This window comes from Aestuariimicrobium sp. G57, from assembly GCF_050110855.1.
Classification (GTDB): Bacteria; Actinomycetota; Actinomycetes; order Propionibacteriales; family Propionibacteriaceae; genus Aestuariimicrobium.
Window position 1 is genome coordinate 25,845 of record NZ_JBNINW010000005.1, and the last position, 25,759, is coordinate 51,603.

Consider the following 25,759-nt stretch of genomic DNA (forward strand, 5'->3'; position numbering starts at 1 on the left):
GGCGCGCGCGGTCCATGCGGTGACAACGGTCACAGCGGTGGCCAGGGGATGACCGGCCAGCGGTCGCCCGGCTCGGGCAGCGTGCCTGCCTCGAGCAGCAGTTCGGCCCGCAGCCGGGTGGCCACCACCTCGGCCTCGTCGAGCCACTCGCCCAGCACGCCAACATGCTCGATCGCAGCGCTGACCAGGGCAACCTCGCCATCGGTCAGCGGCTCACCGGCCCAGCCCCACAACACCGTGCGCAGCTTGTCGTCGATGTGGAACGTCAGGCCGTGGTCGACACCCAGCACCCGTTCGGGCTCATCCGTGCCGGCCTGCGCATGCAGGATGTGGGCACCCTTGCGGTCGGCATTGTTGGCGATCACGTCGAACAGTGCCAGCCGGCGCAACGGCGCCGCATCGGCGTGCACCAGTGCCACGTCACGCTCGTCCTCGTCGACGCCGACCACGATGCCGAACCAGCCCTCGGGCACGTCGTCGGCCAGCACAAGGTTGACGAGGTCGGTGGCCGAACCGTCGACCCACTGTTGCACCGAGCCGGGGCCGGCGGGTCCGTCGAGGTACCAGGTGGGTGGGACGACGCCGAAGCCCGCGGCCTCGGACAGTGCACGCGCGGCGACCTCACGTCGTCCAAGGGTCTGGTCGGGAAAGTCCCAGAGGGGGCGTTCACCGGCGACGGGTTTGTAGATGAAGCGGGCGCCTGCCTCGTCCTCGGCAAGGAACGTGGCATTGCTGGCCTGCACCAGGCGCCCGACCAGCCGCAGGTCACCGGAGGGACCGGTGTGCATGTCAGTCAAGCGCTTCAGGCTCGTCGAACAGCGGCTTGCGGTAACCGTTGGCGCGCGGGCACAGGTGGCCCTCGGGGTTGATCGGCTGCTCGCAGAACGGGCACTCGGGGCGCCCCGAAACGATCAGGGCGCGGGCCCGGCTGATGAACTCGCGGGTGGCCTGCGGGGTGAGGTGCACGTGCATCGAGAACTCGGCGTCGTCGGCGGTCTGGCGCAACGGGTCGACCATCTCGTCGTCATCCTCGAGCTCGACCACGCTGAACAGTTCGAGCGAGACGCAGTCCTGGGCGTTGTCCCAAGCCAATGTCATGGTGCCGACGCGGAAATCCTCGTCGAGGGGTTGTTCCAGCGGGGCCAGGTCGCCTGCCCGGTCGACATGCGCGGGGATGCCGGGGGTGCCCAGCTTGGCCAGCTCGTCGAGCATGCGCTCGAGGTGGTCGACCAGCGTGCCCAACTGCTGTTTCTCGCACACGACGCTGGTGAGCCGGTTGCCGTCGCGCGCCTGCACATAGAACGTGCGCTGGCCGGGCATGCCGATGGTGCCGGCGACGAATCGGCCGGGGAATGAGTACCGGTGTGTGATGCGGGGCATGGTGACCAGCCTAGTCGTCGGTCGCGGGGGTGCCGGTCCCCGTGCTGCCGCCGACGGTCTGTTCGGACGGTGGCGCCAGCCAGCGCGCCAGCGAGCCTTCGACGGAGTTCATGGTGATGATGCGCGGGTGGGGCAGCTGCTCACCGGGCAACACGATGATGCTGGCCGAGGCGGGGTCGACGCCGAGCCGCTGCACATGCCGGAACTCGGCACCGCTCGCCCAGTTCAGCAGCGCCGCGAGTGGGTCGCCATGGCTGGCCATGACCCACACGTCGGTCGGGGCGAGGCGCCGGTTCCAGTCGAGCACGGCGTCAACAACGCGGTCACGCACCGCGAGCATGGACTCACCGCCTGGGAACACGGCCTCGTCGGGACGCTGCTGCACGACCTTCCAGAGCGGCTCGTCGGCGAGGTCTTTGAGCAGGCGCCCCGACCACTGGCCGTAGTCGGTCTCGACGAGCCGGTCGTCGATCTGCGACGTCAGGTCGCTGCTGGCGGCGTCGAGCAGCAGGTCCATCGTCTGTTCGCAGCGCAGCATGGGTGAGGTGACCGCGGCCGCCAGCGTCACGCCGCGAAGGCGCTCACCGAGTGCGACGGCCTGCTGCACACCCGTCTCGTCCAGGGCGATGCCCGGGGTGCGTCCGGCGAGCGTGCCCGCAGCGTTCGAGGTGCTACGCCCGTGGCGGACGGCGATGAGGATGCTCACCCGGCAAGGCTAGCCGGGGCACAAGCTGGTCAAGGCACAATGGGGCCCGTGACCCCCGACCTGCGCGACGACGCCGCCAAACCCGTGGCGGTCATCGTGCGGTCCGCGACGCCCGAGGACGCCGAGCGCATCGCCGCGCTGCACACCCAGGGCTGGCTGAACTACCGCGGCCTGCTGCCCGATCGCTTTCTCGATGACCCCGAACGACCCGGACGCGCGTTGGCGCGGTGGCGCAGCCAGCTGGCAGCGACGACCGACGGCACCGGCACGCGCGAGCCGGTGATGCAGGTCGCAGTCGCCGAAGCGGCCGGCCGGGTGGTGGGCTTCGCCAGCTGGGGGCCGTGCTTCGACCCGGGGCTGCGCGACCACGACGAGATGGTCGACCTGTGGGTCGATGCCGACGAGCGGGGCCGGGGCATCGGGTCGGCGCTGCTGCGCCACGGGCTGGCGTCGTGCCGGCGTCCGGTGGCGTTCTGGGTGCTGCGCGGCAACGACCGGGCCGCAGCGTTGTACCGGCGCTTCGGGGCGGTGGACGGGCGGCTGGACCGCCGCCAACCGCTGGCCACGGGTGCGGGTGGCGAAGACCTCGTCGGCGACATGGTCGACCACCTGTGGGTGATCAGGTGACCCAGCCGCCCAGCCCCAGCTTCACCGGCGTGCTGCGCAAGCTGGCCCTGCCGGTCTATGCCCCCACCCTGCTGCAGGCCTCGGCGCTGACGGCGATCGCGCCGGTGCTGCCGTTGATCGCACTCGACCTGGGCTTCTCGGTCGCCGCGGCGGCGGCGCTGGGCCTGATCACCGGAGTGCTCGGGGTGCTCGGCCCGGTGCCTGCCGGGCGCCTGATCACCGGCCTTGGCGAACGCAGCGCCATGATCATCACCGGCGTGGTGCTCGTGGCCGTGTTCGCCGGCGGCTGGTGGACCGTGCACGATGCCGCAACCCATGGGGCCGGCGGCGCCCACCGGGTCGGACTGGTCGCGACGCTGCTCGGTGCCGGGGTGGGCCAACAGGTCTGGAACCTTGGCCGGCAGTCATATGTCGGCTCGGCGGTCGACCCGCGGTTGCGGGCCAGGGCGATGTCAACATTCGGCGGCATGATGCGCATCGGGCAGGTCATTGGCCCGGTGCTGGGCGCTGGTGCCACCGCCTGGTTCGGTGACGCGTCGGTGTTCGCACTGGCGGGGATGCTGATGGCGGCGGCGACCATGACGGTGACGGTGTTCCTGGTGCCGGTGCCCCGCGGTGGGCTGCCGGGGGGTGGCCGGGCGCCGGGCGCCGCGTCGGCCGCCGACAAGCCGGCGCGACCGTCGTCCCGTGCCTTGCTGCGCGACCCACGGGTGCGGGCCATGGCGAAGGTCGCCCTGGGGGCTGCGCCACTGCAGATGGCCAGGGTGTCGCGACCGATGGTGTTGCCGCTGGTGGGTGCCGGCCTGGGGGTCCCGGCCGAAGTGATCTCGCTGATCTTCGCGGCGGCGGCGCTGGTCGAGATCGCGTTGTTCATTCCGGCGGGCACTTTCATGGACCGCTACGGGCGCGCCGCAGTGCTGGTGCCGTGCCTGCTGATGCTCGGCTTCGGTTATGTGGGGCTGGCGGTGCTGGCCACGGGTGTGGGCACCCGCTCGCCCGCGACGGGGGCGGTCGTGCTGGCGGTCACCGCGGCGTGGCTGGCGCTCGGCAACGGGCTCGGCGCAGGCATCGTGATGACCCTGGGGCTCGACCTGACCCCTGAACAGGACCGAGCCCGCCACCTCGCGGTCTGGATGACCATGACCGGGGTCGGACCGCTCGCCGGGCCGGCGCTGGTGAGCGGCATCAGCCTGGTCGCTCCGGTCGCCGTGGCGGGTGCGGCGATCGGTGTGCTGTGCCTGGGCGGGGGGCTGTGGATGCTGCGGGTGCTGCCCGCGCTGACACCCAACCCGCCGCGTGGGCCTTTCCACCGCGCTGCGCCCATGCAGCCTGCCCCCGGCACGACGACTGACTAGGCTGGTGCATCGCCAGTCCCCCGCCCCGACCCACAGGAGCCCATCATGCGAACCCGCCGCGTCGGTGCCAGCGGACTGCAGGTGTCCCAGTTGGGGCTCGGCACCCTGACGTGGGGTCGCGACACGCCCGTCGCCGAGGCGAAGGCGCTGGTGCGCCGCTTCCACGAGGCCGGGGGCACGCTGGTCGACACCGCTCCCGCGTACGGCAACGGGGTGGCCGAGAAGATCATCGGCCAGCTGATCCACACCGACCTGCAGCGTTCCGACCTGGTGATCGCCACCAAGGGCGGGTTCGGCGTCAAGGACGGCCGCCGCGTCGTCGACACCTCGCGCTCGGCACTGCTGGACGACCTCGCGGCCTCATTGCGCCGGTTGCACACCGACCATGTCGACCTGTGGCAGGTGCATGCCTGGGGTGAGGCGCCGATCGAAGAAACCCTCGAGGCCCTCGACCACGCGGTGCGGGCCGGCATGGCGCGCTACGTGGGCGTGTCGAACTACGTCGGCTGGCAGACCGCGCGAGCCGCGACCTGGCAGGAGGCCGTTCCCGGGCGCACCCCGCTGGTGAGCTCGCAGGTGGAGTACTCACTGCTGGCGCGCCGGTCCGAGATCGAGGTGATCCCGGCCCTGCGGTCGCTGGGCATGGGCCTGTTCCCGTGGTCGCCGTTGGGGCGCGGCGTGCTGACGGGCAAGTACCGCGGCGGGGTGACCCCGCGCGGCAGCCGCGGCGCAGCCGACCACTTCTCGTGGTTCGTGGAGCCCTACCTGGAGGACAAGTCACGGGCCATCACCGATGCCGTGGCCAAGGCGGCCGAAGGACTCGACCTGCTGCCCCACCAGGTCGCGCTGCTGTGGGTGCGCGATGCCCCGGGGGTCACCGCCCCCCTGCTGGGACCGCGCACGGTCGAACAGTTGGACGAACTGCTGGGGCTCGACGACGTGAGCCTGCCGGCACAGATCACCGCGGCGCTCGACGATGTGTCCGGTGGGCCCAACGTGGGCCGCACGAGCACGCCCTGACACGCTGTGCCGTGCTGCTGCCGGCGGCGTCCGGCTCGATTGGTACTGCCCGTTCGAGTGGTGCTATAGTCCAATGGCTGTCCGAGCGAGTCGGACAACACCCTGTCCGGGTGGCGGAATAGGTAGACGCGCTAGCTTGAGGTGCTAGTGGCCGTTAAGGCTGTGGAGGTTCAAGTCCTCTCTCGGACACCAGCAGAACCCCGATCTGACAAGGCGAAATGCCGGTCAGGTCGGGGTTCTTCACATCCCACTGCTCCTCACATCCCACTGCTCCTCACATCCCACTGCTCCTCACATCCCTCTGCTCCTCATCTCCCACTGGCTGCCGAACCCCCACCCCGGCCCTGCCTACACTGGGGCCATGTCCTCGCCCCCTCCGCCCTGGGGCGCTCCCGGAGGTGCCCACGCCGCTCCGCTGAGCCGCCCGGCACCGCGTGTGTCACCGGCGATGGTGACGTCCTGGGTGCTCATGGTCGTGGCCCTTGTCGCGGCGCTCGCCTCTGACATCATCACGCGCCCCTACCGTCCCGTGTTCCTCGGCCAGCCCCCCTGCGTGCCGGGCTGCACCTCGCAGCAGATCGACGCCGCCCAGGACCGGGCCGACTGGGTGATGTTCGTGGCCCTGGTGCTGGCGGTGGTGGGGATGGTGCTCAACCTGGTCGCCACCCCGGGCCGCCGGACACGCCACGGGCTCAGCCTGCAGAGGCCGTGGCTCACCTCAATCGGTGCGGCCTGCATCACGGCATTGCTGTGCCTGGGCGTCGGCACCCTGGCGCTCATGCTGGTCTTCTTGTCGTACGTCGCCACCGTGCTGGTGGCAGCACCGCTGGCGTTGTACGGCGCGGCCCATGTGGCGGGCCTGTTGCACCGCCGGTACTGGACCAGGCCCAGGCTCAACGCGTTCCTGCTGTGCTTCTCGGTACCGCTGGGGTTGGCGGTGACCTTCGTGGTGATGACGACGGTGTCGACCGCCGCCGACAAGGACGTGGTCGTGGAATCCATCGGCACGCTGCTCGGTATTGTCGCCGGGCTGTTGGCGGTGACGCTGCTGCATCGGGGCGTGATCGCCATCGGCACGCCGGCGGCAACCCAATCCGTCGCGTCCCCGCAGCCCGGTGGCGGCCCGCCGGGTTCATACCCCTACCCTGAAGCATGACCTCTTCGTCGGCCACCGAAGTCCCAAGCACAACCCCCGGGGCGCCTGCCCGGGTGTCCGGGTGGACGTACGCCTCATGGCTGGTCATCAGCGCGGGTGTCGCGCTGGCACTGGTCGGAGACTTCTGGGGTGCGCCCTATCGCGCCCGGGGGTTCGAGTCGACACCGGACTGCCTGCCCGGTTGCACACCGGGCGAGATCCTCGCAGCCGAACAACGCTCAACGGTGCTGCTGGTCATTGGTGCCGTGCTGCTGGCGGCAGGTCTGGTCATCAACCTCATCGCCACCCCGGCCAGTCGCCGCCCGACGGTTTCCCGGCCCCATCACCCCTGGCTGGTCGCGCTGGCCTCGGGCCTGATTGCCACCGTGCTGCTCGTTGTTGCAGCAGTGCCCGCCCTGTACTTCTACATGCTGCACCTGCCGGCAGCCGCCATCCTGGCACTGCCGACCGTGGCAGGCATCGGCTGGGTCGCCGCGCTGCCACACCGGCGTTGGTGGACGAGACCACGGCTCAGCACCCTGCTGGCCTGGGCCTCGGTGCCGCTGGCAGTGGCGGGGTACCTCTTGGTGGGCAGGCTGTCCCCGGGCCCCGGCACCTTCACCGGAATGCCGGGCTACGTCGCAAGCCTCGTCACATTCTTCGTGGCCCTGGTGCTCGTGGACTGGGCGATCATCGCCCTGAGCACCCGGCCCAGGGCTGCAGCGCCGCCGCCAGCACCGACCGGCTGGCCCGCTCAGGCGCCCGCCGACAGGTAGGCCAGCGCCGCCGCCAGCTGCGCACGTACCCCCGTGGCGAGCGTCGGGTCGACCACCGGCGCGAACCGCGGCGAATGGTTGCCGGGGAGTGCGTCCACGCTGTCCGATTCCACTGCGATCCGGTAGGTCTCGGGCTCGGTGCTGCCGTAGGCCCAGTAGGTGTAGGGGATGCCGAATGCATCGGGAATGCGGCTGAAATCCTCCGAGGCGGTGTAGCGACCCGCGGTCCGCGCCCGGTCGCCGAACTCCGCGACGAAGGCGTCGTGCACCCGCTGCGTCACCCCAGCGTCGGTGCAGGTGAGCGGGAACGGGGTCGACCATTCGATCTGCGGGGGCCGCACCGCCCCACCGGCGTCGCATTCACCCCGCACGATGCGTTCGACCGCCGACACCATCACGTCGCGCACGGAGTCGCTGTAGGCGCGCAGGTTGAGCTTCAGCTCGGCCGTGTCGGGGATCGTGTTCGGGCTGGTGCCAGCCTGCAGGGCACCGACCGTGACCACGGCGAAGTCGTCCGGCGAGACCTCACGCGCAGCCACCGTCTGCAGCCGCATCACGATGGCGGCGGCGATCACCACAGGGTCGATGACCAGATGCGGAGAGGCACCGTGCCCGCCCCGACCATGGACGGTGACCGTGGCGGTGACACTGGTCGACAGCATCGGCCCACTTGTGGTGTCGAGCGTGCCAGCGGGGGTGGCCATCACATGGCCGCCTATGGCGACATCGGGTCGGGGGACGACACTCGCCAGACCGGCCTCAACCATGGCCAGGGCGCCTGCACCGGTCTCCTCACCCGGCTGGAACACGGCGATGTGCGTGCCTGACCACCTGTCGCGGTGGGAAGCCAGCAGCCGCGAGGCCGCCAGCAGCGCCGTGGTGTGCACGTCGTGGCCACAGGCATGCATCCAGCCCTCATTGGTCGAGGCGTAGTCAAGCCCGGTCGCCTCGGTGATCGGCAACGCATCCATGTCTGCGCGGGCCAGCACCGTTGCCCCCGGCCCGTTGGCCAGCACCCCAACCACGCCGGTGCCCGCGAGTCGCGTCACGTCGTAGCCGAAATCGACCAGGTGCTGGGCGACAAGCGCCGACGTGCGGTGTTCGGCCATGCTCGGCTCGGGGTGGCGGTGCAGGTCGCGGTAGACGTCGCGCGCCCAGACCATCACGTCGTCGAATCCAGCAAGGTCGAGTGCCATGGGTTCCCCTGTCCATCGGTGTCCCACCGACCCTAGACACCACCGGGTCGGGCGCGTGCACATCAGGTGGTGGTGACCACAGCGGCTGCCCCCTTCGGCCTGGCCAGTGCCCACGACCCGTCCGGACGACGCCTGGCCAGGCCCCCGGCTTCCAGCGACGTGAGCGAGCCGAGCACTTCGGGGACGGCGAACCCAGTGCGGGCCGCGAGGTCGTCCACGCTGCGCGACCCCCTTCCCGGCAGTGCCTCACGCACCGCCAGCTCGGTCGGGTCGAGCAGGTCGAGCAGCCGCGGTGCCGCTGCGGGTGGCACCAACTCGGGTTGCAGGCTGCCGACTTGGTCGAGCACGTCGGCTGCGCCGGTCACCAGCACCGCCAGCCCGTCGCGCACCTGCCGGTGCGGGCCCAGCGACAGCGCCGAGGTCACCGGTCCGGGCACGGCCATGACCTGGCGTAGCAGCTTGTGCGCCCACGCCACCGTGTTGAGCGCACCCGAACGCTGGGCCGCCTCAACCAGAACAGTGCCGGTACTCACGGCCGCGAGCAGGCGGTTGCGTCCCAGGAACCCGACCTTGGTGGGCGTGCCACCGGGAGCCACCTCGCTGCAGGCGATGCCCAGGCGCGACACCTGTTCGAGCAGTTGGTGGTTGCCCCGGGGGTACCACTGGTCCAGGCCGTGGGCGAGGATGGCTGCGGTCGTGCCGGGGCCGACGAGGGCCCCCGTGTGGGCGGCCGCGTCGATGCCGTAGGCACCGCCTGAGACCACCGTGCGACCAGCAGCCGACAGTTCGGCACCAAGTGCTGCCGCCACCTGCTGGCCGTAGTGCGTGGCTGCCCGCGAACCGACCACCGCCACCGATCCCGCGAGCACTTCGTCGGGGCGCTGCGGCCCGAGCACCCACAGGCCGAGCGGTGCACCCCCGAGCCCCTCATGCTCAACGTGGGCCAGCGCCTGCAGGCCGGCGGGCCAGTCCTCGTCGGTGGGCACCACGTACCTCAGGTCGTCCCTGGGGCACAGGGCCAGGCTGGCGCGCAGGTCGAACCCGCCCGCGAGTCTCGACCACCGCGACTTGCCGGCATCGCCGCGCTGCAGCGCACCCCAGACGTGGGTGGCCCCGTGGTCGGCGACGAGTCGGGCCAGGTCGAGGCTGGCAGGCTCGACCACGCCGGACAGGTGTGCCCGTGCCAGCCGGTCGTCGTCCCAGGTTGCCCGCACATGCCCGGGGTGGTCGTCAATGTGGGGCGTGTCATGGTCGTTCATGCGGCGGCTCCTGTCTGGTGTTGGCGCATGGCCAGTGCGGTGGCGAGGTGGGATCGACGAATGGTGTCGCTGCCGGCCAGGTCGGCGATGGTCCAGGCCACCTTCCAGACCTTGTCGATGCCGCGCAGGCTCAGCTGGCCACGTTTCAGGGCACCATCGAGCATCTCGAGGCCCTGGGGTATCGGCAGGGTGCGCAGCAGCGGCCCCGGCAGTTCGCCGTTGGTGGTGCAGCCGGTGTGCCGCAGTCGCCGCGCCTGCCGGTCGCGCGCCTCGGCCACCCGGGCCCGGATCACCAGTGAGGACTCCCCCTGTGCCCGCTGTCGCGCGACGGTCGGCGCCTGTTGGTGCAGCGTCTGGTGGATGTCGATGCGGTCGATGACCGGCCCGCTCAGGCGCTGCTGGTAGGTGCGCACCGCGTGGGGTGTGCACCGGCACCGCTGCTGGGTCGAGCCGAAGAAGCCGCAGGGGCACGGGTTGGCTGCCATCACCAGTTGGAACCGTGCCGGGAACCGTGCCCTGGCCTCGGCGCGGGCGATGTAGACCTCGCCGGCTTCGAGGGGGGTGCGCAGTGCCTCGAGCACCCGCGGCGAGAACTCGGGTGCCTCGTCCAGGAACAGCACCCCACGATGCGCCAACGAGATGGCCCCGGGACGAATGCTGCGCGAGCCGCCGCCGACCATCGCGGCCATCGACGCCGCGCGGTGTGGGTCGGCGAACGGCGGGGTGCGCACCAGTCCGTCGATGGCGATGCCGGCCAGGGAGTGGATCGCCGAAACTTCGAGCGCCTCGGAATGCGCCAGCGGCGGCAGGATGCCGGGCAACCGTGAGGCCAGCATCGTCTTGCCCACCCCGGGTGGGCCCTGCAACAGCACGTGGTGGCGCCCCGCGGCCGCGACCTCGAGTGCCCAGCGGGCCTCGGGCTGGCCACTCACCTCGGCGAAATCCGCCACCGGCGCCAGCGGCGTGGCTTCGGCGGTCGGCGGCAGGGGCGGTGCGGTGACCCCCGAGCCACCCTTCAGCACGTCGACGAGGTCAGCCAGCGAGCCCACACCGAACAACTCCAGCCCGTCGACCAGTCGCGCCTCGGCCACCTGTTCAGCGGGCACGATGGCGCGGGTGAACCCTGCCTCGACGGCGGCCAGCAGGGCCGGGAGCACGCCGCGGACGGGTCGCACCACGCCCGAGAGCCCGACCTCGCCGAGCATCACGGTGTCGCGCGTCATCGCATCGGGTGCGGTTCCCTGGCACACCATCACCGCGGCCACGATCGCGATGTCGTAGTGGCTGCCCGACTTGGGAAGGGTCGCCGGGCTCAGGTTGATGGTGAGCAGTTGGTCGGGCCAGACCAGCCCCGAGCCCTTGACCGCGGCCTTGCACCGGTCGCGCGCCTCGTACAGCGAGGCGTCCGGAAGCCCGACCAGCACCGTGCGGGGCAGGCCACCACCCACGTGGGCCTCGACCTGCACGACGGCACCGTCGACACCCACCAGTGCCACGGAATGCGTGATACCGGTCATGCCACACCCCGGACGTGGGTGAGGTGCACGCCGTCGCGGGTGCGCAGCACGCCGATCGCGTCGACGCGCACCCGCCGGGTGCCGCGGTGTTCACGCCACCACCTGATCGCCAGCTCGCGCAGCTTGGCCTGTTTGGCGCGTGTGATTGATTCGAGCGGGTGGCCGTAACCGAGCCCGCTGCGGGTCTTGACCTCGACGAGCACGACTGTGCCCTCGGGGTCGCGCACGACCAGGTCGATCTCGCCCTGGCGGCAGCGCCAGTTGCGGTCCAGCACCTGCCAGCCCAGGGCCTCCAGGTGCGCGGCCGCCCTGGCCTCGCCCCATGCGCCCACCGTGCCGCGGCGCCTGCCTGTGATTGCCATCTCGCACATCACCTCCGCCCCGACCATGGGGCGATATCGGCGATCGGTGCGGTTGTCCACAGGACTTTCTTTTTCGGGGCCGTCGTCCACAATTACGACACAGCCCCTTGACACGCGCCCGACACATGGTTCGCGCTAGGTTGACCCTCATGGAGGCTCTCTACGACGGTTACCCCGTGCGCGACGACGTCTATGACGAGATGGTCGCCGACGCCGACGGCTCGATCCGCGCGCCCTATGAGGGGCTGCGCCGGGCACTCCAGTCATTGAGCCTTGAGGAGTTGCAGCAGCGCTCCGAGTACGTGTCGAACGCCTACCGCAACCAGGGCGTCACGTTCGACATCGGTGGTGAGGAGCGACCCTTCCCGCTCGACATCGTGCCCCGCGTCATCGCCGAGAAGGATTGGCGTGTGGCCGAGGCCGGCGTCAAGCAACGGGTCAAGGCGCTCGAGTTGTTCCTCGACGACATCTACGGCGCGGGCCGCTGCTTCATCGACGGCGTGCTGCCGCGTCACGTCGTGGTCACGTCGCGCTACTTCTACCGGCAGGCCTTCGGCATCAATGCCCACAACGGCGTGCGCATCCACGTCGCGGGCATCGACCTCGTCCGTGACGCCGAGGGCACGTTCAGGGTGCTCGAAGACAACATCCGCATTCCCTCGGGCGTCTCGTACGTGCTGACCAACCGGCGCGCGATGGGTTCGGGCATGCCTGAACTCACCAGCAACCATGCGATCCGCCCCGTCAGCGACTACCCGCAGAAACTGCTGGCTGCCCTGATCGCGGCGGCACCGGGCGGTGAGCGCAACCCGACCGTTGCGGTGCTCACCCCCGGCCCCTACAACTCCGCCTACTTCGAGCATTCCCTGCTCGCGCGCATGATGGGCTGCGAACTCGTCGAGGGTCGCGACCTGGTGGCCCGCGGTGGTCGCGTGATGATCCGCACCACCCGCGGCCTGCGCCCCGTCCATGTCATCTATCGCCGGGTCGATGACGACTACCTCGACCCGGTCTACTTCCGCCACGATTCACTGCTGGGTTGCCCGGGCATCCTCAACGCCGCACGCGCGGGCAACGTGACGATCGCCAACGCCGTCGGCAACGGGGTCGCCGATGACAAGCTGCTCTACACCTATGTGCCCGACCTGATCCGCTACTACCTGGGCGAAGAGCCCATCGTGCCCAATGTCGACACGTGGCGCCTCGAAGACCCCGAATCACGTGAAGAGGTGCTCGACCGGTTGGACGAGCTGGTGCTCAAGCCAGTGGACGGCTCCGGCGGCAAGGGCATCGTCATCGGGCCGAAGGCCACCCCGGCCGAGCTCGATGCGCTGCGCGAGACGATCACGGCCAAGCCCCGCGGCTGGATCGCCCAGCCCGTGGTGCAACTGTCGACCGTGCCCACGATGACTGACGATGGCCTGCGCCCCCGGCACGTCGACCTGCGCCCGTTCGCGATCAACTCCGGCGAGGATGTCTGGGTACTGCCCGGCGGTCTGACGCGGGTGGCGCTGCAGGAGGGGCAGCTCATCGTCAACTCCAGCCAGGGCGGCGGGTCGAAGGACACGTGGGTGCTGCGCGGCGATGGGCGCCGGGTGCGCGTCGAGGTGCGCAGGCCGACAGGTCCCACGACCGTGTCCGAGCCGCAGGTGCAACAGCGCCGCGGCGTCGCCGAGAAGCAGGAGCAGAAGCAGCCACAGCAGCAGGCCGTCTGGGCAGGGAGTGATGAGCGATGCTGAGCCGGATTGCCGAGTCGATGTACTGGATCGGCCGCTACCTGGAGCGCGCCGAGGTCACCGCGCGGCTGCTCGAGGTGCACGTGCAGACGCTGCTCGAAGACCCCGTGACCGATGAGGGCGTGGCCAACGCCAACCTGCTCGCAGTGCTCGGGGTCGAGTCCGGTGATGACATCGACACCGATGCGCTGTTCAAGCTGCTGGGCTGGGACGGCGGCTCACCGGTCTCGATGGTGAGCTCGTTCTGGGGTGCCCGCGAGAGTGCCCGCCGGTCGCGCGAAGTCGTCTCGGTGGAACTCTGGGAAGCCATCAACACCACCTGGAACATGGTGCGCAACAACCGCCTGCAGCGCCAGCGCCCCGCCGACGCGTGCCACATCATCCGTGAACGCTGCGCCACCATCGCCGGGCTCGTCGAGGCCACCATGCCCCACGACCAGGGCTGGCAGTTCCTGGTGCTGGGCCGCAACCTCGAGCGCATCGACATGACCTCGCGCATCATCGAGTCGGCGCTGTTCATGCCGAACGAGGACGCCGCGTGGACCCTGTCGCTGAGGTCATGCTCGGCCTACCATGCGTTCAGGTTGACCCACCAGGGCGCCGAGGCACCCACTGATGCCGCGGAATTCCTGCTTCTCGACCGGCTGTTCCCACGCTCGGTGGTCTTCTGCCTCGACCAGTGCGAGCGGATCGTCAGCCGGCTCGAGCCGGGTGAGGCGATCTCGCAGTTGAACGACATCCTGCGGGTGCTGGGTGCGGCCAGGGCAGAACTTGAGTACCGGCCCCGCAAGCTCATCCTCGAAGGGGTGCGCACCCGCATGAAGTCGTTGCAGAAGACCTGCCTCGACGTCAACGATGCCGTCGCCAGTCGCTACTTCGACGGCTCCGAAGAACTCATCCGCCAGGCAGGAGCGCGCTGATGTTGCTGCGAATCACCCACCGCACCGGCTACCAGTACGAGGGTGGCGCCATGTCGAGCTTCAACGAGGCCCGCATGGCACCCCGGTCGACCCGCGACCAGCAGGTGCTGCACACCAAGCTCGACGTCTCGCCCACCGCGTGGAGCCTGAACTGGACCGACTACTGGGGCACCTCGGTCACCACCTTCGAGGTGCACGAGTTGCACCATGAGCTGTCGGTCACCACCTCGTCCACCGTCGACGTGCGCCGCACCCCCGTCGAGGGCATGGCCATCACCTGGACCGACATGCGCGACGCCGACGTCGTCGACCGTTTTGCTGAGTACCTCGAGCTGGCGCCGAGCGTGCGGCCGCCGGCCGACCTGTCGGCACGCGTGGACGACCTCATCGTCGCCACGTCGACGCCCGGCGAGGTCGCCCGCAGCATCGTCGAGCTGATCACCGCCGAGGTGCGTTACATGCCCGGCTCGACCGAGGTCAACACCCTGGCCGCCGACTCGTGGAATGCGCGCGCCGGTGTCTGCCAGGACATGGCGCACCTGGTGATCGGCTGTCTGCGCCACGCCGGCATCCCGGCCGCGTACGTGTCGGGGTACCTCATGCCACACCAGGACCCTGAGGTCGGCACCGCCTACATGGGCGAGTCGCATGCGTGGGTGCGCTACTGGGACGGGGAATGGGTCGATGTCGACCCGGCCAACGGCAGCCAGCCGGGCGACCGGCACATCGAGGTGGCCCGGGGGCGCGAATACGCCGATGTGGCACCGCTGCGTGGCCTGTTCACAGGATCGACGGACTCGACGATGTTCGTCGAGGTCGAGCTGACCCGCCTAGTCTGAGCCCCGCCTGGTCTGAGCGCCCGACGAGGCAGGGTGCGGCCCCTACTTGCTGTCAGGCACCTGCAGGTCGGAATGGACGATCTCTTCGATCGAGACGTCGCGGAACGTGAGCACCTTCGCTGACTTGACGAAGCGCGCGGGGCGGTACATGTCCCACACCCAGGCGTCGCCCATCGAGACCTCGTAGTACACGTCACCGCCCTCGGTGCGCACCTTGAGGTCGACCTGGTTGCACAGGTAGAACCTGCGCTCGGTCTCGACGGCATAGGTGAAGATGCTGACGACGTCCTTGTACTCGCGGTAGAGCTCCAGCTCCAGGCGCGATTCGTATGCCTCAAGGTCTTCGGTGCTCATGGTGAGAGACTCTAGCCGTTCGCGCGCGACTCGGCCCGCCGCACCAGCTCGAAGCGGCGGCGATGGATCGGGCAGGGCCCGTACTGGGCGAGTTTCGCCTGGTGTTCGGCGGTCACGTAACCCTTGTGCACCTCGAAATCGTAGTGCGGCCACTGCGCTGCCAGTTCGGTCATGATCCGGTCGCGGGTGACCTTGGCGATCACGCTGGCGGCCGCCACGCACGCCGCCACCCGGTCGCCCTTCCACATGGCCAGCCCCGGGGTCTGCAGTCCATCGACGCTGAAGCCGTCCGTGAGGACGAACCCGGGCGGGGTGTGCAGGCGGGCCACGGCACGACGCAGGGCCTGCAGGTCGGCCACGTGCATGCCGAGCCGGTCGCACTCGTCGGCTTCGATGCTGACCACCGCGACGTCGACGGCCTTGGCCATCACCTCGTCGTAGACCCGCTCACGCTGCCTGGCCGTCAGCAGCTTGGAGTCGTTCAACCCCTCGATGCGCCGCGCCGGCGTGTCGGCAAGGATCACCGCCGCCGCGACCAGTGGCCCGGCGCACGCCCCGCGCCCGGCCTCGTCGGCGCCTGCCACCGGCCCCAGCCCGGCCCGCACCAGCGCACGTTCATAGCCGTAGATGCCCTTGCCGGGGCGGATGGTCCGGTCGTCGGTCAGCACCCCACGCCCACAGGTTCGATGACGGGTTTCGCGGGTGCCGGAGCCGTGGGTACCGGCACGCTGTCGAAGACCGCCGGCCGTTTCAGCGTGCCGACCCGGTCGAGCGGGGCCACCCGCAACAGTGCGGGACCGACCACGTCGGACAGGGGCACGAAGGCACCCATGCCCTGCGGCTGGCCGTTGTTCGAGATGTCGCTGAGGTGGCAGCGCGAGTCGCGCGAGGCGTTGCGGTTGTCGCCCAGCACGAAGATGCGATCGGCCGGCACCACGACCTTGAACGGGATGGTGGCCGGGTCGGACCCCGGCCGCAGGTAGCTGGACTCGTCCATCGAGTAGCCGTTGATGGTCAGTCGGCCCTGGGCGTCGCAGCAGACGATGGTGTCGCCCGGCATGCCGATCACCCGCTTGAGCAGGTGGTTGGTCGAGGTGTCGGGCAGCACCCCGATGAACTGGGCAACCTTGCGCATCCCTGTGGGCGGTTCGGCCTGCATGTCGAGCCAGCCACCGGGGTCACGGAAGACGATGATGTCGCCCCGCTGGATGTCGACGAGCTTCACTGCGACCACGCGGTCGCCGACCAGCACCGTGTCCTCCATTGACGCCGACGGGATGACGAACACCTGCCCGATGAAGGCGCGCACACCTGCGGAGATGATCAGCGCCAGCACGACGATGATGACCAGTTCACGCAACCCGCGTGCGAGCCGACGGCCGGCGCTGACCGGTTCGGCGCGGTGTTGGGCGTCGTCCGCTGCCGGCGGGTCATCAGGGGTGGGCCCGGATCGGGGTGCGTCCTCGGGGGGCATGCCTTCGGCGGTCAACAGGACGGGTCCTTCCCAGCTTCAATGATCGGTGCGGGCGGGGCAGCCTGACCGGGGATGCCCTGGAACGGTACACCGCTCGCAGAGATGTCGGTGCGTCGCCAGGGCCACCCCACTCTATCGACGTGGTCGGTGATCCGGTGCCGCGGCACCAGCGCCTCGACACCGAGGGAGGCGAGGTAGCAGTGCGAACTGCCCACACTCGGGGTGTCAGTGCCGACGAAATACCGCTCACCCGGCACGACCACCCGGAAGGTCGTGTCCATGCCCCGGATCGGCACCTGCCGACCATTGACCAACAGGTTGCCCCCCTCGCAGCAGCGCACCTCGTCGCCGGGCAGGCCCACGATGCGCACGAGCATGGTCGAGTTCTGCGGGGGACGATCCAGGCGCACCCAGCGCAACAGCTTGGTCACGGCCCCCGGGTTGTCGGCGACGACGCCGCTCCAGCGGGAATCGGGGGCGATGACGACCACGTCGCCACGTTCCACGTCCGTGACCCCGGTGAGCCACAGTCTGGAGCCTTGAGGGATGGTCGGTTGCATCGCTGCGCTGGCCCGTGCGGGGTAGCCATTCACCGTTGCCAGCACGCCCACGAGCACCAGCGTCAGCAGCACCGCCCCCGCCGACTCGAACACGCCCCAACGGCGCCGCGCCCCAGGGCGTTTCGTCGTCGTCGGCTGTGCCATGCCGTCAGCCTAGCCCCGAGCGTGCACGGATCAGACCAACACGGGCACCCGTAGACGACACGAACCCCGGCCGGGGCCGGGGTTCGTGGGGTGTGCTGGGCAGCAGCTGCGCTCAGTTGGCGCGCTTCTCCTTGATCTTGGCGGCCTTGCCGCGCAGACCGCGCAGGTAGTACAGCTTGGCGCGGCGCACGTCACCGTGACGCTCGACCTCGATCTTCTCGATGATCGGCGAGTGCAGCGGGAAGGTGCGCTCGACGCCGGTGCCGAACGACACCTTGCGCACGACGAACGACTCACGGATGCCGCCACCGGTGCGGGCCAGCACGACGCCGGCGAACACCTGCACACGGGAGCGGTTGCCCTCGACGACGCGCACGTGAACCTTCACGGAGTCGCCGGGACGGAAGCTGGGGATGTCGTCGCGCAGCGAAGCGGCGTCAACGACGTCAAGAACGTGGTTCATGGTGGGTCCTCGTCAGTGCCACAGGTCACCTCGGGTCAATGCGGATTCCGTCCACGAACCCGAACGTTCCCCCTGTGGCAGGTGTCGGGTGGTGTGGCGGGTTGCGTCACACGCAACAGCGCACAATTTTGCCACACGGCATCGCCCCGGCGCCAATCCGGCGCCGGGGCGAGCTGGTGGGGTGCCACGGTCATTCGGCGAGCAGTGCCGCCAGGTCGGCGGCCTTCATGGGGAAGTCGCACATCTCGATCTCTGGGTTGGGCTCGGTCGCGCAGTTGTAGTCCATTCCCCGCACCTGCATGCCCACATACAGGATGCGGTTGCCGGACTTGATCAGCAGGGCGTCATTGAACCAGCCGTCATCTGTGCCGTTGATCAACATGCTCATCCAGTAGTAGGTGCCGACCGCGCTGTTCGGCAGCCCCGTCAGCGGGCGCGACGACCCACCCGGCCGCGAGAACTCATCACTGGTTTCATAGCGCTTGGCGCAGTTGGCCAGCTCGGCCGACAACTGGGCGTAGGCCGCGTCAGCATCGGCCGTGGTGGTGTAGCCACGCACGACGGCGAACTTGGTCGGGGTGTCGACCTCGGCCGAGACGTAGCCGTACTGCCGGACGAGCACCGTGGCGGGCTTGGCATCGGGGCCGGGGTCGCAGAAGCCGAGGGCCGCCTGGCCGAAGCCTTCATGCTGCTCGAACACCTTGCCGAGCTGGGGGTTGTTGCCGAACATCAGGTTGACCGGGGGCACGTTGTCCCAGGTGGGCTGCTGCGCGCCCGCCGGCACGGTGACCGTCGTCGCGGGCGCTGTCGTGATGGCCGAGCTCGTGACCGGCGCGGTGGGGCTCGGCTCACCCGTCGTGGTGGGCTGACTGGTCGTCGAGGGCACCGTGGTGATGTCCGGCGTGCTGGTCGAGTGCACCGGGGTGCCGGCGATGTCTGGACGAAGGCCGGTGTTGGGGCCGCCGCCGAACAGGGACACCGCCCCCACTGCGACGGCCACCACTGCGGCGACGCCCGAGCCGATGGCCACGCGGCGGTTGGTGCGTCGACGGTCGCCCAGTCGACGGATCTCGGTGGCGGGCAGCTTGTTCACGGACCGGGCCTCCTTCTCGAAGCTCTCAAACGGGTTGTTCTGGAAATCAGGCATGGCGCACCTCGGGAACGTCGATCAAGAAGGGGGCGAGCGCTGCTCGTCCACGGGACAGGCGGGCCTTGACGGTGCCCTGCGGGGCACCGATTTCGTGGGCAATCTCGGCGACGCTCATGTCGCACAGGTGGTGCAGCACGACCACCCGGCGCTGCTCGGGCGAGATCTGGGCCAGGGCGGCGTCGATGGCGACGCGGTCGGGGCCGGGTTCATAGGTCCTGATGGGCTCGACGGCACGGTCGGCGTCGCGCCGTGCCCGGCTGTTCCTGCGCCAGCGGCTGACCGACAGGCGGTAGGCCACGGTGCGCACCCAGGCCTCGGGCGACTGCGCCTTGTCGAGCTGGCGACGCTTGTCCCAGGCGCGGATGAAGGCCTCCTGGACGCAGTCCTGCGCTTCTGTGATGTTGCCGCACATGGCATAGATCTGCGCGACAAGCCGGTTGAACGACGTCTGGTAGAACTCGTCGAAGCTTGCCTCGTCCATGGCACCTCGCTTTCGGGTCCGGTCCGCTGGCACGCTGCCCGGCGGTTCATCATGTCTACGCCCGCGGGCACTGTCCCGGTTGCATGCGCTCGTGAAATCTTTGCGCACACACAACGACCCACAGACACAACGGTGCCCCGGGGCGAACCCCGGGGCACCGTCAGTGTGGCAGTTGCGTCAGCGCAACCCTCAGGCTTCTTCCTTGCCGTCACCCTTGAACAGCGACTTGATCAGGTCGCGGTTCAGCTGGCTGATCGACGAGAGCGGGATGCCCTTCGGGCAGACCTGGGCGCATTCGCCGATGTTGGTGCACGCGCCGAATCCTTCGTCATCGTGCTGGGCCACCATCGACTTCACACGGCTGTAACGCTCGGGCTGGCCCTGCGGCAGCATCGCCAGGTGGGTGATCTTCGCCGAGGTGAACAGCATGGCCGAACCGTTCGGGCATGCCGCCACACAGGCACCACAGCCGATGCACGTCGCGTTGTCGAACGCGACGTCGGCCTCACGCTTCGGGGCCGGGGTCGCGTGCGCGTCCGGCGCCGAACCCGTGTTCGCCGAGATGAACCCACCCGCCTGGATGATGCGGTCGAACGCACCGCGGTCGACGACGAGGTCCTTGATGACGGGGAAAGCGCCGGCCTTCCACGGCTCGATGTCGATGGTGGCACCATCGGCGAACGAGCGCATGTGCAGCTGGCAGGTGGTGGTGTGCTGGCCACCGTGGGCGATGCCGTTGATCACCACGCCACACGCACCACAGATGCCCTCGCGGCAGTCGTGGTCGAAGGCCACCGGCTCTTCGTTGCGTTCGGTGAGGTGCTCGTTGAGCATGTCGAGCATTTCGAGGAACGACATGTCCTCGCTGACGCCGTCAAGTGGGTAGCTGACCATCTTGCCGGCGGTCTTGGCGTTTGGCTGGCGCCAGATGCGCAGTGTGACCTTCACTTGTAACTCCGTTGCTTCAGCTCGATGGCCTTGTAGTTGAGGGGCTCCTTGTGCAGCACGGGCGTGTTGCCCTCGCCGGTCCATTCCCAGGCCGCGACGTAGAGGAACTGGTCGTCGTGACGCAGCGCCTCGCCCTCTTCGGTCTGCGACTCGCCGCGGAAGTGGCCACCACAGGACTCGCGACGATGCAGGGCGTCGATGCACATGAGCTCACCCAGTTCGAGGAAGTCGGCCACGCGACCGGCCCGCTCGAGTGCCTGGTTGAAGTCCTCGTTGACACCGGTGACCTTGACGTTGGTCCAGAACTCCTGCTTGAGCGCGCGGATCTTCTCGATCGCGGTCTTCAGGCCGTCCTCCCAACGCTCCATGCCGCAGTACTCCCACATGATGTTGCCGAGTTCCTTGTGGATGGAGTCGACACTGCGGGTGCCGTTGATCGACAGCATCTTGTCGATGCGTGCCTTGGACGACTCCAGCGCCTCGACCACCGCCGGATGCGAAGCGTCAAGCTTGTCGAACGGCGCGCCGGCCAGGTAGTCGTTGATGGTGTTCGGCAGCACGAAGTAGCCGTCGGCCAGGCCCTGCATCAGTGCCGAGGCACCCAGGCGGTTCGCGCCGTGGTCGCTGAAGTTGGCCTCACCCGCGACGTACAGGCCCGTGATCGAGGACTGCAGGTCGTAGTCAACCCACAGGCCACCCATGGTGTAGTGCACCGCCGGGTAGATGCGCATCGGGGTCTCGTACGGGTTCTCGCCGGTGATCTGCGCGTACATGTCGAACAGGTTGCCGTACTTCTTCTCGACAGCCTTGCGGCCCAGACGGCCGATGGCCTCGGCGAAGTCCAGGTAGACACCGCGGCGCCGCTGCTGCGGGTTGCCGTTGTGGTCGACCTCGTTGACCAGCGGTCCGACACCGCGACCCTCGTCGCACATGTACTTGGCCTGGCGTGACGCGATGTCACGGGGCACCAGGTTGCCGAACGACGGGTAGATGCGCTCCAGGTAGTAGTCGCGATCCTCTTCGGGGATCTGACGGGGGTCCTTGGCGCAGTCCTCGGCGTTCTTGGGCACCCAGATGCGGCCGTCATTGCGCAGCGACTCCGACATCAGGGTCAGCTTCGACTGGCCCTCACCGTGCACCGGGATGCAAGTCGGGTGGATCTGCGTATAGCAAGGGTTGCCGAAGTAGGCACCCTTGCGGTGTGCACGCCAGGCGGCGGTCACGTTGCAGCCCATGGCATTGGTCGACAGGAAGAAGACGTTGCCGTAGCCACCCGTGGCGAGCACGACGGCGTCGGCCGTGTGCGCCTCGATCTTGCCGGTGACCATGTCACGGGTGACGATGCCGCGGGCGCGGTCGTCCACCATGATCAGCTCGATCATCTCGTGGCGGGTATGCATCTTCACGGTGCCGGCAGCCACCTGGCGCTCGAGCGCCTGGTAGGCACCGATCAACAGCTGCTGGCCCGTCTGGCCGCGCGCATAGAACGTGCGCTGCACCTGCACACCACCGAACGAGCGGGTGTCGAGCAGGCCACCGTACTCGCGGGCGAAGGGCACGCCCTGGGCCACGCACTGGTCGATGATGTTGGCGCTGACCTCGGCCAGTCGGTAGACGTTGGTCTCGCGGGCGCGGTAGTCGCCGCCCTTGACGGTGTCGTAGAACAGCCGGTAGGTCGAGTCACCGTCATTGCGGTAGTTCTTGGCCGCGTTGATGCCACCCTGGGCAGCGATCGAGTGGGCGCGACGCGGGCTGTCCTGGTAGCAGAAGTTCAGCACGTTGTAGCCCGCCTCGCCCAGCGTGGCGGCGGCAGCGCCACCGGCCAGGCCGGTGCCCACCACGATGACGGTGAGCTTGCGACGGTTGGCGGGGTTGACCAGCTTGGCCGAGAAGACCCGGTTCTTCCAGATCTCGTCGATGGGCAGGTCGAGATTGGCCTTGGTGTCGGCGATCTCCTGGCCGACCTCCCAGTAGCCGCCCACAGTGGTCTCGTTGAGGGTGTCGGTCACGGGATGACTCCAATCAGGATCAGCACGGGCGGGATCATGAAGCCCACGAACAGCAGGACGGCGATGAACTGCGCCAGGCCGCGCAGCAGTCGACGGGCGCCCTTGCTGGTGTTGGCGCCGAGGGTGGCGAAGGCGCTGTAGAAGCCGTGCGAGATGTGCAGGCAGACAGCGACCATCGCGACCGCATAGGCCAGCACGACCCACCACTCGCCAAAGCCGGCCAGCACGCGGTCATAGGGGGCCAGGTTCGTGACGCCCTCGTCGTAGCCGAACCGCAGCACCTGGGCCGTGTACTGCAGGATGTGCATGATCACGAACAGGACGATGATGATGCCACCCCAGATCATGGTGCGAGCGGCATAGCTCGACTCCATGCGACGGACGGTGTTGTAGCGCTGGCCGCCAACGTTGGCGGAGTTGCGCGAGCGCAGGCGGAACGCCGAGACGAGGTGGAGGATGACCGCGGCCAGCAGGACGATCCGGAAGATCCACAGGAACAAGCCGTGCGGCAGGGCTGGGTAGCCCAGCGTCCGCAGCCAGTGCGAGTAGTCGTTGAACTCCAGACCATCGTCAGGCAGCAGCATCTTGAAGTTGCCGAACATGTGCGCAAGCAGGAACGCGACCAGGATCAGGCCCGTGATCGCCATGGTGGCCTTCATTGCCACCGTGGACCGCGTCGCTCGCTGATGATTAGTGAGTGTTGTTGCCACAGACGACACACTAGCCATCTGCTGCCCGAAGTGGCCCACCGGACCCGACGAAGTGGACAAGATACCGATCTCGAATCGATATCACAACATTCAGCTTGTGTTAATGGGGTCGAATTTGGGACGAATGTCACAGCCGGTGCGGTACTGGCCGTGACGGCAGCCCTGCTGGCTGCCACTGGCACTCACGAGCCGCAGCCGTGCTTGGCCACCGCCGGGGACTTGCAGAACGGACGGCCGAACCGGTAGTCCTGCGGCGCGAGTTCAGCCAGGGTCACGAGGGTGTAGCCCTCGGCCTGGAGCGCGTCGATGACCGCCGGCGCCGATGCCCGGCTGTTGGCGTGGATGTCGTGCATCAGCACGACGGCGCCGTTGCCACCCTGCGCGCGGATGTTGCGCAGGATCTCTGCCTGCGCGGCGTCCTGGGACTTGGTCGAGAACTTCCAGTCCAGCGTGTCGACGCTCCACAGCGCCACGGCCATGCCGTGCTTGCCCACGACTGCATCAGAGGCCTTGTTGTGCGCGCCGTAGGGTGGGCGCAGGAACAGCGGGTCCTGGCCGGTGAGCCTGCGCAGCGTCGTGGCGCTGCGGCTCACCTGGGCGTCGAGCTTCGCGCCCGACGTGGCGCTCATCTGGTGGTGCACCTGGTTGTGTGACGCGACCTGCATGCCCATGGCTGCCGTGGTGGTCACCACGTCGGGGTAGTTGTCGGCAGAGGTGCCCAGCACGAAGAATGTGGCCGGTACCTTGCGCTCGTTGAGCACCTTGAGCAGGTCGACCGTCTGGGGCACCGGCCCGTCGTCGTAAGTGATCGCCACGCACTTCTTGACCTCACAGTCGACGCCGAGCACCAACTGCGGACGCGCGTCGGTGACCGGGGTCGATGACGGGGTAGTTGACGGTGCAGGCGTCGTGGGCTCCGTCGACTTCTTCTTCCCGTGCTTGTGGTCCGGTGCCGGCGGCCGGCCCACCAGGGTCGGGTCGGGGTCAGCGAACTTCTGCGGCGCCGTGGCTGGTGTCGGGTAGCGCGAGGCGGCGCGCGCACGGGTACCGAACTCGGTCAGCATGGGCTGGGCCTCGTCCCCGGCGATGAGCACCGGGGTGAGTGCCAGGCCATCAATCGTCTGGAACTGCACCACCAGGTCGCCCGAGGCATTGAACGCGATCGCCGGGCCGTTGCCGTTGGGCCAGCTGGGCTCGGCCAGCTGGGCGAGCGCCGCGTCCTTCTGGTCGCCGCTCAGCGCGGCCACCGCCGCCGTGAGTGCCTGCCACTGGGCAGGGGCCACCAGCACGGGCGATGCCCACGGTGAGTTGGTGGTGGGGTCGTACCAGACGACAGCGGTGTGCCTGCCTGCGTCGCCGTCGGCGCACAGGGCGACACCGACCGCCTTGCCCGAGCTCGCCACCAGTTCGGGGGTCACTGTGAGGTTGCCGCCGCCTGCCCACGCGCGTTGCCGCAACACCTGGCCGCGGACGATGTCCAGGCCCATGGCCAGGCCCGGCAGTTCGTGGGTGACCAGCAGGCTGGTGACCGACAGGCCATCGACGTTCAGCTGGGCGCTCTGCGAGGCGAGCAGCTTGGGGTCCGGCCGGGCGAACACCGCATCAGGTGCGGGCGTCGGGGCCGCGCTGGTCGGCTGCGCGACGCTCGTCCCGGTCGGGCGCGGCGTGGTCGTACCGACCTTCGAACAGGCGGTCAGGCCGACGACCAGCACCAGTGCCGTGACCACCGCCCCGATTGAGCGAAAACGACGTGCGTGACGTGCACTGCGCATGTGCCACTTCTCCCATGGATCGCCTGGACGCTGCCAAAGATACGTCCGTTACGGGTCAGCGGTTGCATGCCCTTGCGGCGTGGGGTGTGGCTCAGTCCTGTCGGGGCAGCAGGTCGGGGCGACGCCTGCGGGTGAGTTCGAGTGCCTGTTGCCTGCGCCAGGAGGCGATCTGGGCATGGTGGCCGCTGAACAGCACCGGCGGCACCTCGAGACCGCGCCACAGCGGCGGTTTGGTGTAGACGGGGTATTCCAGCAACCCCTCGTTGCCCTCGGAATGTGATTCTTCCGACAGCGATTCGGGGTTGCCGATCACGCCGGGGATGAGCCGCACGATGGCCTCGACCATCGCCAGGGTGGCCACCTCTCCCCCGTTCAGCACGTAGTCGCCCAGGCTCAACTCGCGCACCTGCACCCGGGTGCGGGCGTGTTCGATGACGCGGCGGTCGATGCCCTCGTAGCGACCGCAGGCGAAGATGAGCCGCGACTTCTGCGACAGGTCCTGTGCGATGGGCTGGCTGAACCGGTGGCCGCTGGGCGTGGGCACGACGAGCACGGTGTCGTCGAGTGCGGTGTCGTCGCGGCCCCCGTCGCCGCGGTTGTCGTCGGGGTTGTCGTCGGACGACAGCAGCGCATCCAGCGCCTCGCCCCACGGTTCGGGCTTCATCACCATGCCTGCGCCGCCGCCATAGGGGGTGTCGTCGACGGTGTGGTGGCGGTCATGGGTCCAGTGGCGCAGGTCGTGCACGGCCACGTGCAGCAGTCCTGCGCTGATGGCCTTGCCCACCAGCGACAACTGCAGCGGGGCGAAGTAGTCGGGAAAGATCGAGACGACATCAATCCGCATCGCGGCGTCGCCAGTTCGCGGG

Annotated in this window: 27 protein-coding genes and 1 tRNA gene; 9 read left to right on the forward strand and 19 right to left on the reverse strand. The window is 69.0% G+C overall.

Annotation, left to right across the window (positions count from 1 at the left end):
* Nucleotides 1–29 precede the first annotated feature (29 nt).
* Genes ACQCX5_RS11810 through ACQCX5_RS11820 form a run of 3 tightly spaced genes read right to left on the reverse strand, consistent with a single transcriptional unit; the run spans nt 30 to nt 2,086 of the window.
* Entirely contained in the window at nt 30–788 is a 759-nt protein-coding gene (locus tag ACQCX5_RS11810) for an SCO1664 family protein (protein WP_434542410.1), read from the reverse strand.
* Nucleotide 789: 1 nt separating this feature from the next.
* Entirely contained in the window at nt 790–1,380 is a 591-nt protein-coding gene (locus ACQCX5_RS11815; RefSeq protein WP_434542234.1) for a DUF3090 domain-containing protein, read from the reverse strand.
* Nucleotides 1,381–1,390: 10 nt separating this feature from the next.
* Entirely contained in the window at nt 1,391–2,086 is a 696-nt protein-coding gene (locus tag ACQCX5_RS11820; RefSeq protein WP_434542235.1) for an MSMEG_4193 family putative phosphomutase, read from the reverse strand.
* A 48-nt stretch (nt 2,087–2,134) separates the two neighbouring features.
* On the opposite strand from ACQCX5_RS11820, the gene ACQCX5_RS11825 reads away from it, so the two are divergent.
* From ACQCX5_RS11825 to ACQCX5_RS11850, 6 genes are all read left to right on the forward strand, one after another.
* Nucleotides 2,135–2,713, forward strand: coding sequence for a GNAT family N-acetyltransferase (locus ACQCX5_RS11825; RefSeq protein WP_434542236.1), 579 nt, complete (start codon nt 2,135–2,137; stop codon nt 2,711–2,713).
* Nucleotides 2,710–4,068 (forward strand): MFS transporter, encoded by a 1,359-nt coding sequence (locus tag ACQCX5_RS11830; protein ID WP_434542237.1) that lies wholly within the window; start codon nt 2,710–2,712, stop codon nt 4,066–4,068. Before ACQCX5_RS11825 ends, ACQCX5_RS11830 begins: the two co-directional genes overlap by 4 nt.
* Before the next feature lie 45 nt (nt 4,069–4,113).
* Nucleotides 4,114–5,088 carry an aldo/keto reductase gene (locus tag ACQCX5_RS11835; RefSeq protein WP_434542238.1) on the forward strand — a complete coding sequence of 325 codons (975 nt, stop codon included), beginning with the start codon at nt 4,114–4,116 and terminating at the stop codon, nt 5,086–5,088.
* A gap of 104 nt (nt 5,089–5,192) precedes the next feature.
* Nucleotides 5,193–5,280, forward strand: a tRNA-Leu gene (locus ACQCX5_RS11840).
* Nucleotides 5,281–5,449: 169 nt separating this feature from the next.
* A complete protein-coding gene (locus ACQCX5_RS11845; protein WP_434542239.1) occupies nt 5,450–6,244 on the forward strand; it encodes a hypothetical protein in 795 nt (264 codons plus the stop codon).
* Complete coding sequence (locus ACQCX5_RS11850) at nt 6,241–6,999, forward strand: hypothetical protein (RefSeq protein ID WP_434542240.1); 759 nt, start codon at nt 6,241–6,243, stop codon at nt 6,997–6,999. Before ACQCX5_RS11845 ends, ACQCX5_RS11850 begins: the two co-directional genes overlap by 4 nt.
* Here the strand turns inward: ACQCX5_RS11850 and ACQCX5_RS11855 are convergent.
* The 4 genes from ACQCX5_RS11855 to ACQCX5_RS11870 form a co-directional block, all read right to left on the reverse strand.
* Nucleotides 6,978–8,195 carry an amidohydrolase gene (locus ACQCX5_RS11855; RefSeq protein ID WP_434542241.1) on the reverse strand — a complete coding sequence of 406 codons (1,218 nt, stop codon included), beginning with the start codon at nt 8,193–8,195 and terminating at the stop codon, nt 6,978–6,980. The two genes, ACQCX5_RS11850 and ACQCX5_RS11855, sit on opposite strands and share 22 nt — an antisense overlap.
* A gap of 62 nt (nt 8,196–8,257) precedes the next feature.
* The gene (locus ACQCX5_RS11860; protein WP_434542242.1) at nt 8,258–9,454 is read right to left on the reverse strand and encodes a DNA-processing protein DprA; all 1,197 of its coding nucleotides are present in this window, start codon (nt 9,452–9,454) and stop codon (nt 8,258–8,260) included.
* Entirely contained in the window at nt 9,451–10,971 is a 1,521-nt protein-coding gene (locus tag ACQCX5_RS11865) for a YifB family Mg chelatase-like AAA ATPase (RefSeq protein ID WP_434542243.1), read from the reverse strand. The genes ACQCX5_RS11860 and ACQCX5_RS11865 overlap by 4 nt, the downstream gene beginning before the upstream one ends.
* On the reverse strand, nt 10,968–11,333 hold the full coding sequence (locus tag ACQCX5_RS11870) for a YraN family protein (RefSeq protein WP_434542244.1): 366 nt from the start codon (nt 11,331–11,333) through the stop codon (nt 10,968–10,970). Before ACQCX5_RS11870 ends, ACQCX5_RS11865 begins: the two co-directional genes overlap by 4 nt.
* Nucleotides 11,334–11,482: 149 nt before the next feature.
* Here ACQCX5_RS11870 and ACQCX5_RS11875 point away from each other — a divergent pair, with 149 nt between their 5' ends.
* Genes ACQCX5_RS11875 through ACQCX5_RS11885 form a run of 3 tightly spaced genes read left to right on the forward strand, consistent with a single transcriptional unit; the run spans nt 11,483 to nt 14,828 of the window.
* Nucleotides 11,483–13,072 (forward strand): circularly permuted type 2 ATP-grasp protein, encoded by a 1,590-nt coding sequence (locus ACQCX5_RS11875; protein ID WP_434542245.1) that lies wholly within the window; start codon nt 11,483–11,485, stop codon nt 13,070–13,072.
* Entirely contained in the window at nt 13,066–13,989 is a 924-nt protein-coding gene (locus ACQCX5_RS11880) for an alpha-E domain-containing protein (protein WP_434542246.1), read from the forward strand. Before ACQCX5_RS11875 ends, ACQCX5_RS11880 begins: the two co-directional genes overlap by 7 nt.
* Entirely contained in the window at nt 13,989–14,828 is an 840-nt protein-coding gene (locus tag ACQCX5_RS11885) for a transglutaminase family protein (RefSeq protein WP_434542247.1), read from the forward strand. Before ACQCX5_RS11880 ends, ACQCX5_RS11885 begins: the two co-directional genes overlap by 1 nt.
* Before the next feature lie 42 nt (nt 14,829–14,870).
* On the opposite strand, the gene ACQCX5_RS11890 is transcribed toward ACQCX5_RS11885, so the two are convergent.
* The 12 genes from ACQCX5_RS11890 to trmD all read right to left on the reverse strand — a co-directional run bounded on the left by ACQCX5_RS11890 (nt 14,871) and on the right by trmD (nt 25,737).
* Nucleotides 14,871–15,182 (reverse strand): DUF2469 domain-containing protein, encoded by a 312-nt coding sequence (locus tag ACQCX5_RS11890; RefSeq protein WP_434542248.1) that lies wholly within the window; start codon nt 15,180–15,182, stop codon nt 14,871–14,873.
* 11 nt (nt 15,183–15,193) lie between these two features.
* Nucleotides 15,194–15,847, reverse strand: a complete 654-nt coding sequence (locus ACQCX5_RS11895) for a ribonuclease HII (RefSeq protein ID WP_434542411.1) — start codon at nt 15,845–15,847, stop codon at nt 15,194–15,196.
* Nucleotides 15,844–16,671 carry a signal peptidase I gene (gene lepB / locus ACQCX5_RS11900; RefSeq protein ID WP_434542249.1) on the reverse strand — a complete coding sequence of 276 codons (828 nt, stop codon included), beginning with the start codon at nt 16,669–16,671 and terminating at the stop codon, nt 15,844–15,846. Before lepB ends, ACQCX5_RS11895 begins: the two co-directional genes overlap by 4 nt.
* Nucleotides 16,668–17,360, reverse strand: a complete 693-nt coding sequence (locus ACQCX5_RS11905) for a S26 family signal peptidase (RefSeq protein ID WP_434542250.1) — start codon at nt 17,358–17,360, stop codon at nt 16,668–16,670. Before ACQCX5_RS11905 ends, lepB begins: the two co-directional genes overlap by 4 nt.
* A gap of 112 nt (nt 17,361–17,472) precedes the next feature.
* The gene (gene rplS / locus ACQCX5_RS11910) at nt 17,473–17,823 is read right to left on the reverse strand and encodes a 50S ribosomal protein L19 (protein WP_434542251.1); all 351 of its coding nucleotides are present in this window, start codon (nt 17,821–17,823) and stop codon (nt 17,473–17,475) included.
* Nucleotides 17,824–18,013: 190 nt separating this feature from the next.
* Nucleotides 18,014–18,970, reverse strand: coding sequence for a hypothetical protein (locus ACQCX5_RS11915; protein ID WP_434542252.1), 957 nt, complete (start codon nt 18,968–18,970; stop codon nt 18,014–18,016).
* Nucleotides 18,963–19,454 (reverse strand): RNA polymerase sigma factor, encoded by a 492-nt coding sequence (locus tag ACQCX5_RS11920; protein WP_434542253.1) that lies wholly within the window; start codon nt 19,452–19,454, stop codon nt 18,963–18,965. The genes ACQCX5_RS11915 and ACQCX5_RS11920 overlap by 8 nt, the downstream gene beginning before the upstream one ends.
* Before the next feature lie 189 nt (nt 19,455–19,643).
* Entirely contained in the window at nt 19,644–20,402 is a 759-nt protein-coding gene (locus ACQCX5_RS11925; RefSeq protein WP_434542254.1) for a succinate dehydrogenase/fumarate reductase iron-sulfur subunit, read from the reverse strand.
* Complete coding sequence (locus ACQCX5_RS11930; protein WP_434542255.1) at nt 20,399–22,411, reverse strand: fumarate reductase/succinate dehydrogenase flavoprotein subunit; 2,013 nt, start codon at nt 22,409–22,411, stop codon at nt 20,399–20,401. Before ACQCX5_RS11930 ends, ACQCX5_RS11925 begins: the two co-directional genes overlap by 4 nt.
* Nucleotides 22,408–23,058, reverse strand: coding sequence for a succinate dehydrogenase cytochrome b subunit (locus tag ACQCX5_RS11935; protein WP_434542412.1), 651 nt, complete (start codon nt 23,056–23,058; stop codon nt 22,408–22,410). Before ACQCX5_RS11935 ends, ACQCX5_RS11930 begins: the two co-directional genes overlap by 4 nt.
* Before the next feature lie 245 nt (nt 23,059–23,303).
* Nucleotides 23,304–24,893: a polysaccharide deacetylase family protein gene (locus tag ACQCX5_RS11940; protein WP_434542256.1), complete on the reverse strand. Its 1,590-nt coding sequence runs from the start codon at nt 24,891–24,893 to the stop codon at nt 23,304–23,306.
* Between the two features lie 91 nt (nt 24,894–24,984).
* A complete protein-coding gene (gene trmD / locus ACQCX5_RS11945; protein ID WP_434542413.1) occupies nt 24,985–25,737 on the reverse strand; it encodes a tRNA (guanosine(37)-N1)-methyltransferase TrmD in 753 nt (250 codons plus the stop codon).
* Between the last annotated feature and the right edge of the window lie 22 nt (nt 25,738–25,759).

Coding starts and splice junctions, on each gene's coding strand:
- ACQCX5_RS11810 (WP_434542410.1), bottom strand. CDS start 788: ATGCACACCGGTCCCTCCGGTGACCTGCGGCTGGTCGGGCGCCTGGTG.
- ACQCX5_RS11815 (WP_434542234.1), bottom strand. CDS start 1,380: ATGCCCCGCATCACACACCGGTACTCATTCCCCGGCCGATTCGTCGCC.
- ACQCX5_RS11835 (WP_434542238.1), top strand. CDS start 4,114: ATGCGAACCCGCCGCGTCGGTGCCAGCGGACTGCAGGTGTCCCAGTTG.
- ACQCX5_RS11845 (WP_434542239.1), top strand. CDS start 5,450: ATGTCCTCGCCCCCTCCGCCCTGGGGCGCTCCCGGAGGTGCCCACGCC.
- ACQCX5_RS11850 (WP_434542240.1), top strand. CDS start 6,241: ATGACCTCTTCGTCGGCCACCGAAGTCCCAAGCACAACCCCCGGGGCG.
- ACQCX5_RS11855 (WP_434542241.1), bottom strand. CDS start 8,195: ATGGCACTCGACCTTGCTGGATTCGACGACGTGATGGTCTGGGCGCGC.
- ACQCX5_RS11860 (WP_434542242.1), bottom strand. CDS start 9,454: ATGAACGACCATGACACGCCCCACATTGACGACCACCCCGGGCATGTG.
- ACQCX5_RS11865 (WP_434542243.1), bottom strand. CDS start 10,971: ATGACCGGTATCACGCATTCCGTGGCACTGGTGGGTGTCGACGGTGCC.
- ACQCX5_RS11870 (WP_434542244.1), bottom strand. CDS start 11,333: ATGGCAATCACAGGCAGGCGCCGCGGCACGGTGGGCGCATGGGGCGAG.
- ACQCX5_RS11875 (WP_434542245.1), top strand. CDS start 11,483: ATGGAGGCTCTCTACGACGGTTACCCCGTGCGCGACGACGTCTATGAC.
- ACQCX5_RS11880 (WP_434542246.1), top strand. CDS start 13,066: ATGCTGAGCCGGATTGCCGAGTCGATGTACTGGATCGGCCGCTACCTG.
- ACQCX5_RS11885 (WP_434542247.1), top strand. CDS start 13,989: ATGTTGCTGCGAATCACCCACCGCACCGGCTACCAGTACGAGGGTGGC.
- ACQCX5_RS11890 (WP_434542248.1), bottom strand. CDS start 15,182: ATGAGCACCGAAGACCTTGAGGCATACGAATCGCGCCTGGAGCTGGAG.
- ACQCX5_RS11905 (WP_434542250.1), bottom strand. CDS start 17,360: ATGGCACAGCCGACGACGACGAAACGCCCTGGGGCGCGGCGCCGTTGG.
- rplS (WP_434542251.1), bottom strand. CDS start 17,823: ATGAACCACGTTCTTGACGTCGTTGACGCCGCTTCGCTGCGCGACGAC.
- ACQCX5_RS11915 (WP_434542252.1), bottom strand. CDS start 18,970: ATGCCTGATTTCCAGAACAACCCGTTTGAGAGCTTCGAGAAGGAGGCC.
- ACQCX5_RS11920 (WP_434542253.1), bottom strand. CDS start 19,454: ATGGACGAGGCAAGCTTCGACGAGTTCTACCAGACGTCGTTCAACCGG.
- ACQCX5_RS11935 (WP_434542412.1), bottom strand. CDS start 23,058: ATGGCGATCACGGGCCTGATCCTGGTCGCGTTCCTGCTTGCGCACATG.
- ACQCX5_RS11940 (WP_434542256.1), bottom strand. CDS start 24,893: ATGCGCAGTGCACGTCACGCACGTCGTTTTCGCTCAATCGGGGCGGTG.
- trmD (WP_434542413.1), bottom strand. CDS start 25,737: ATGCGGATTGATGTCGTCTCGATCTTTCCCGACTACTTCGCCCCGCTG.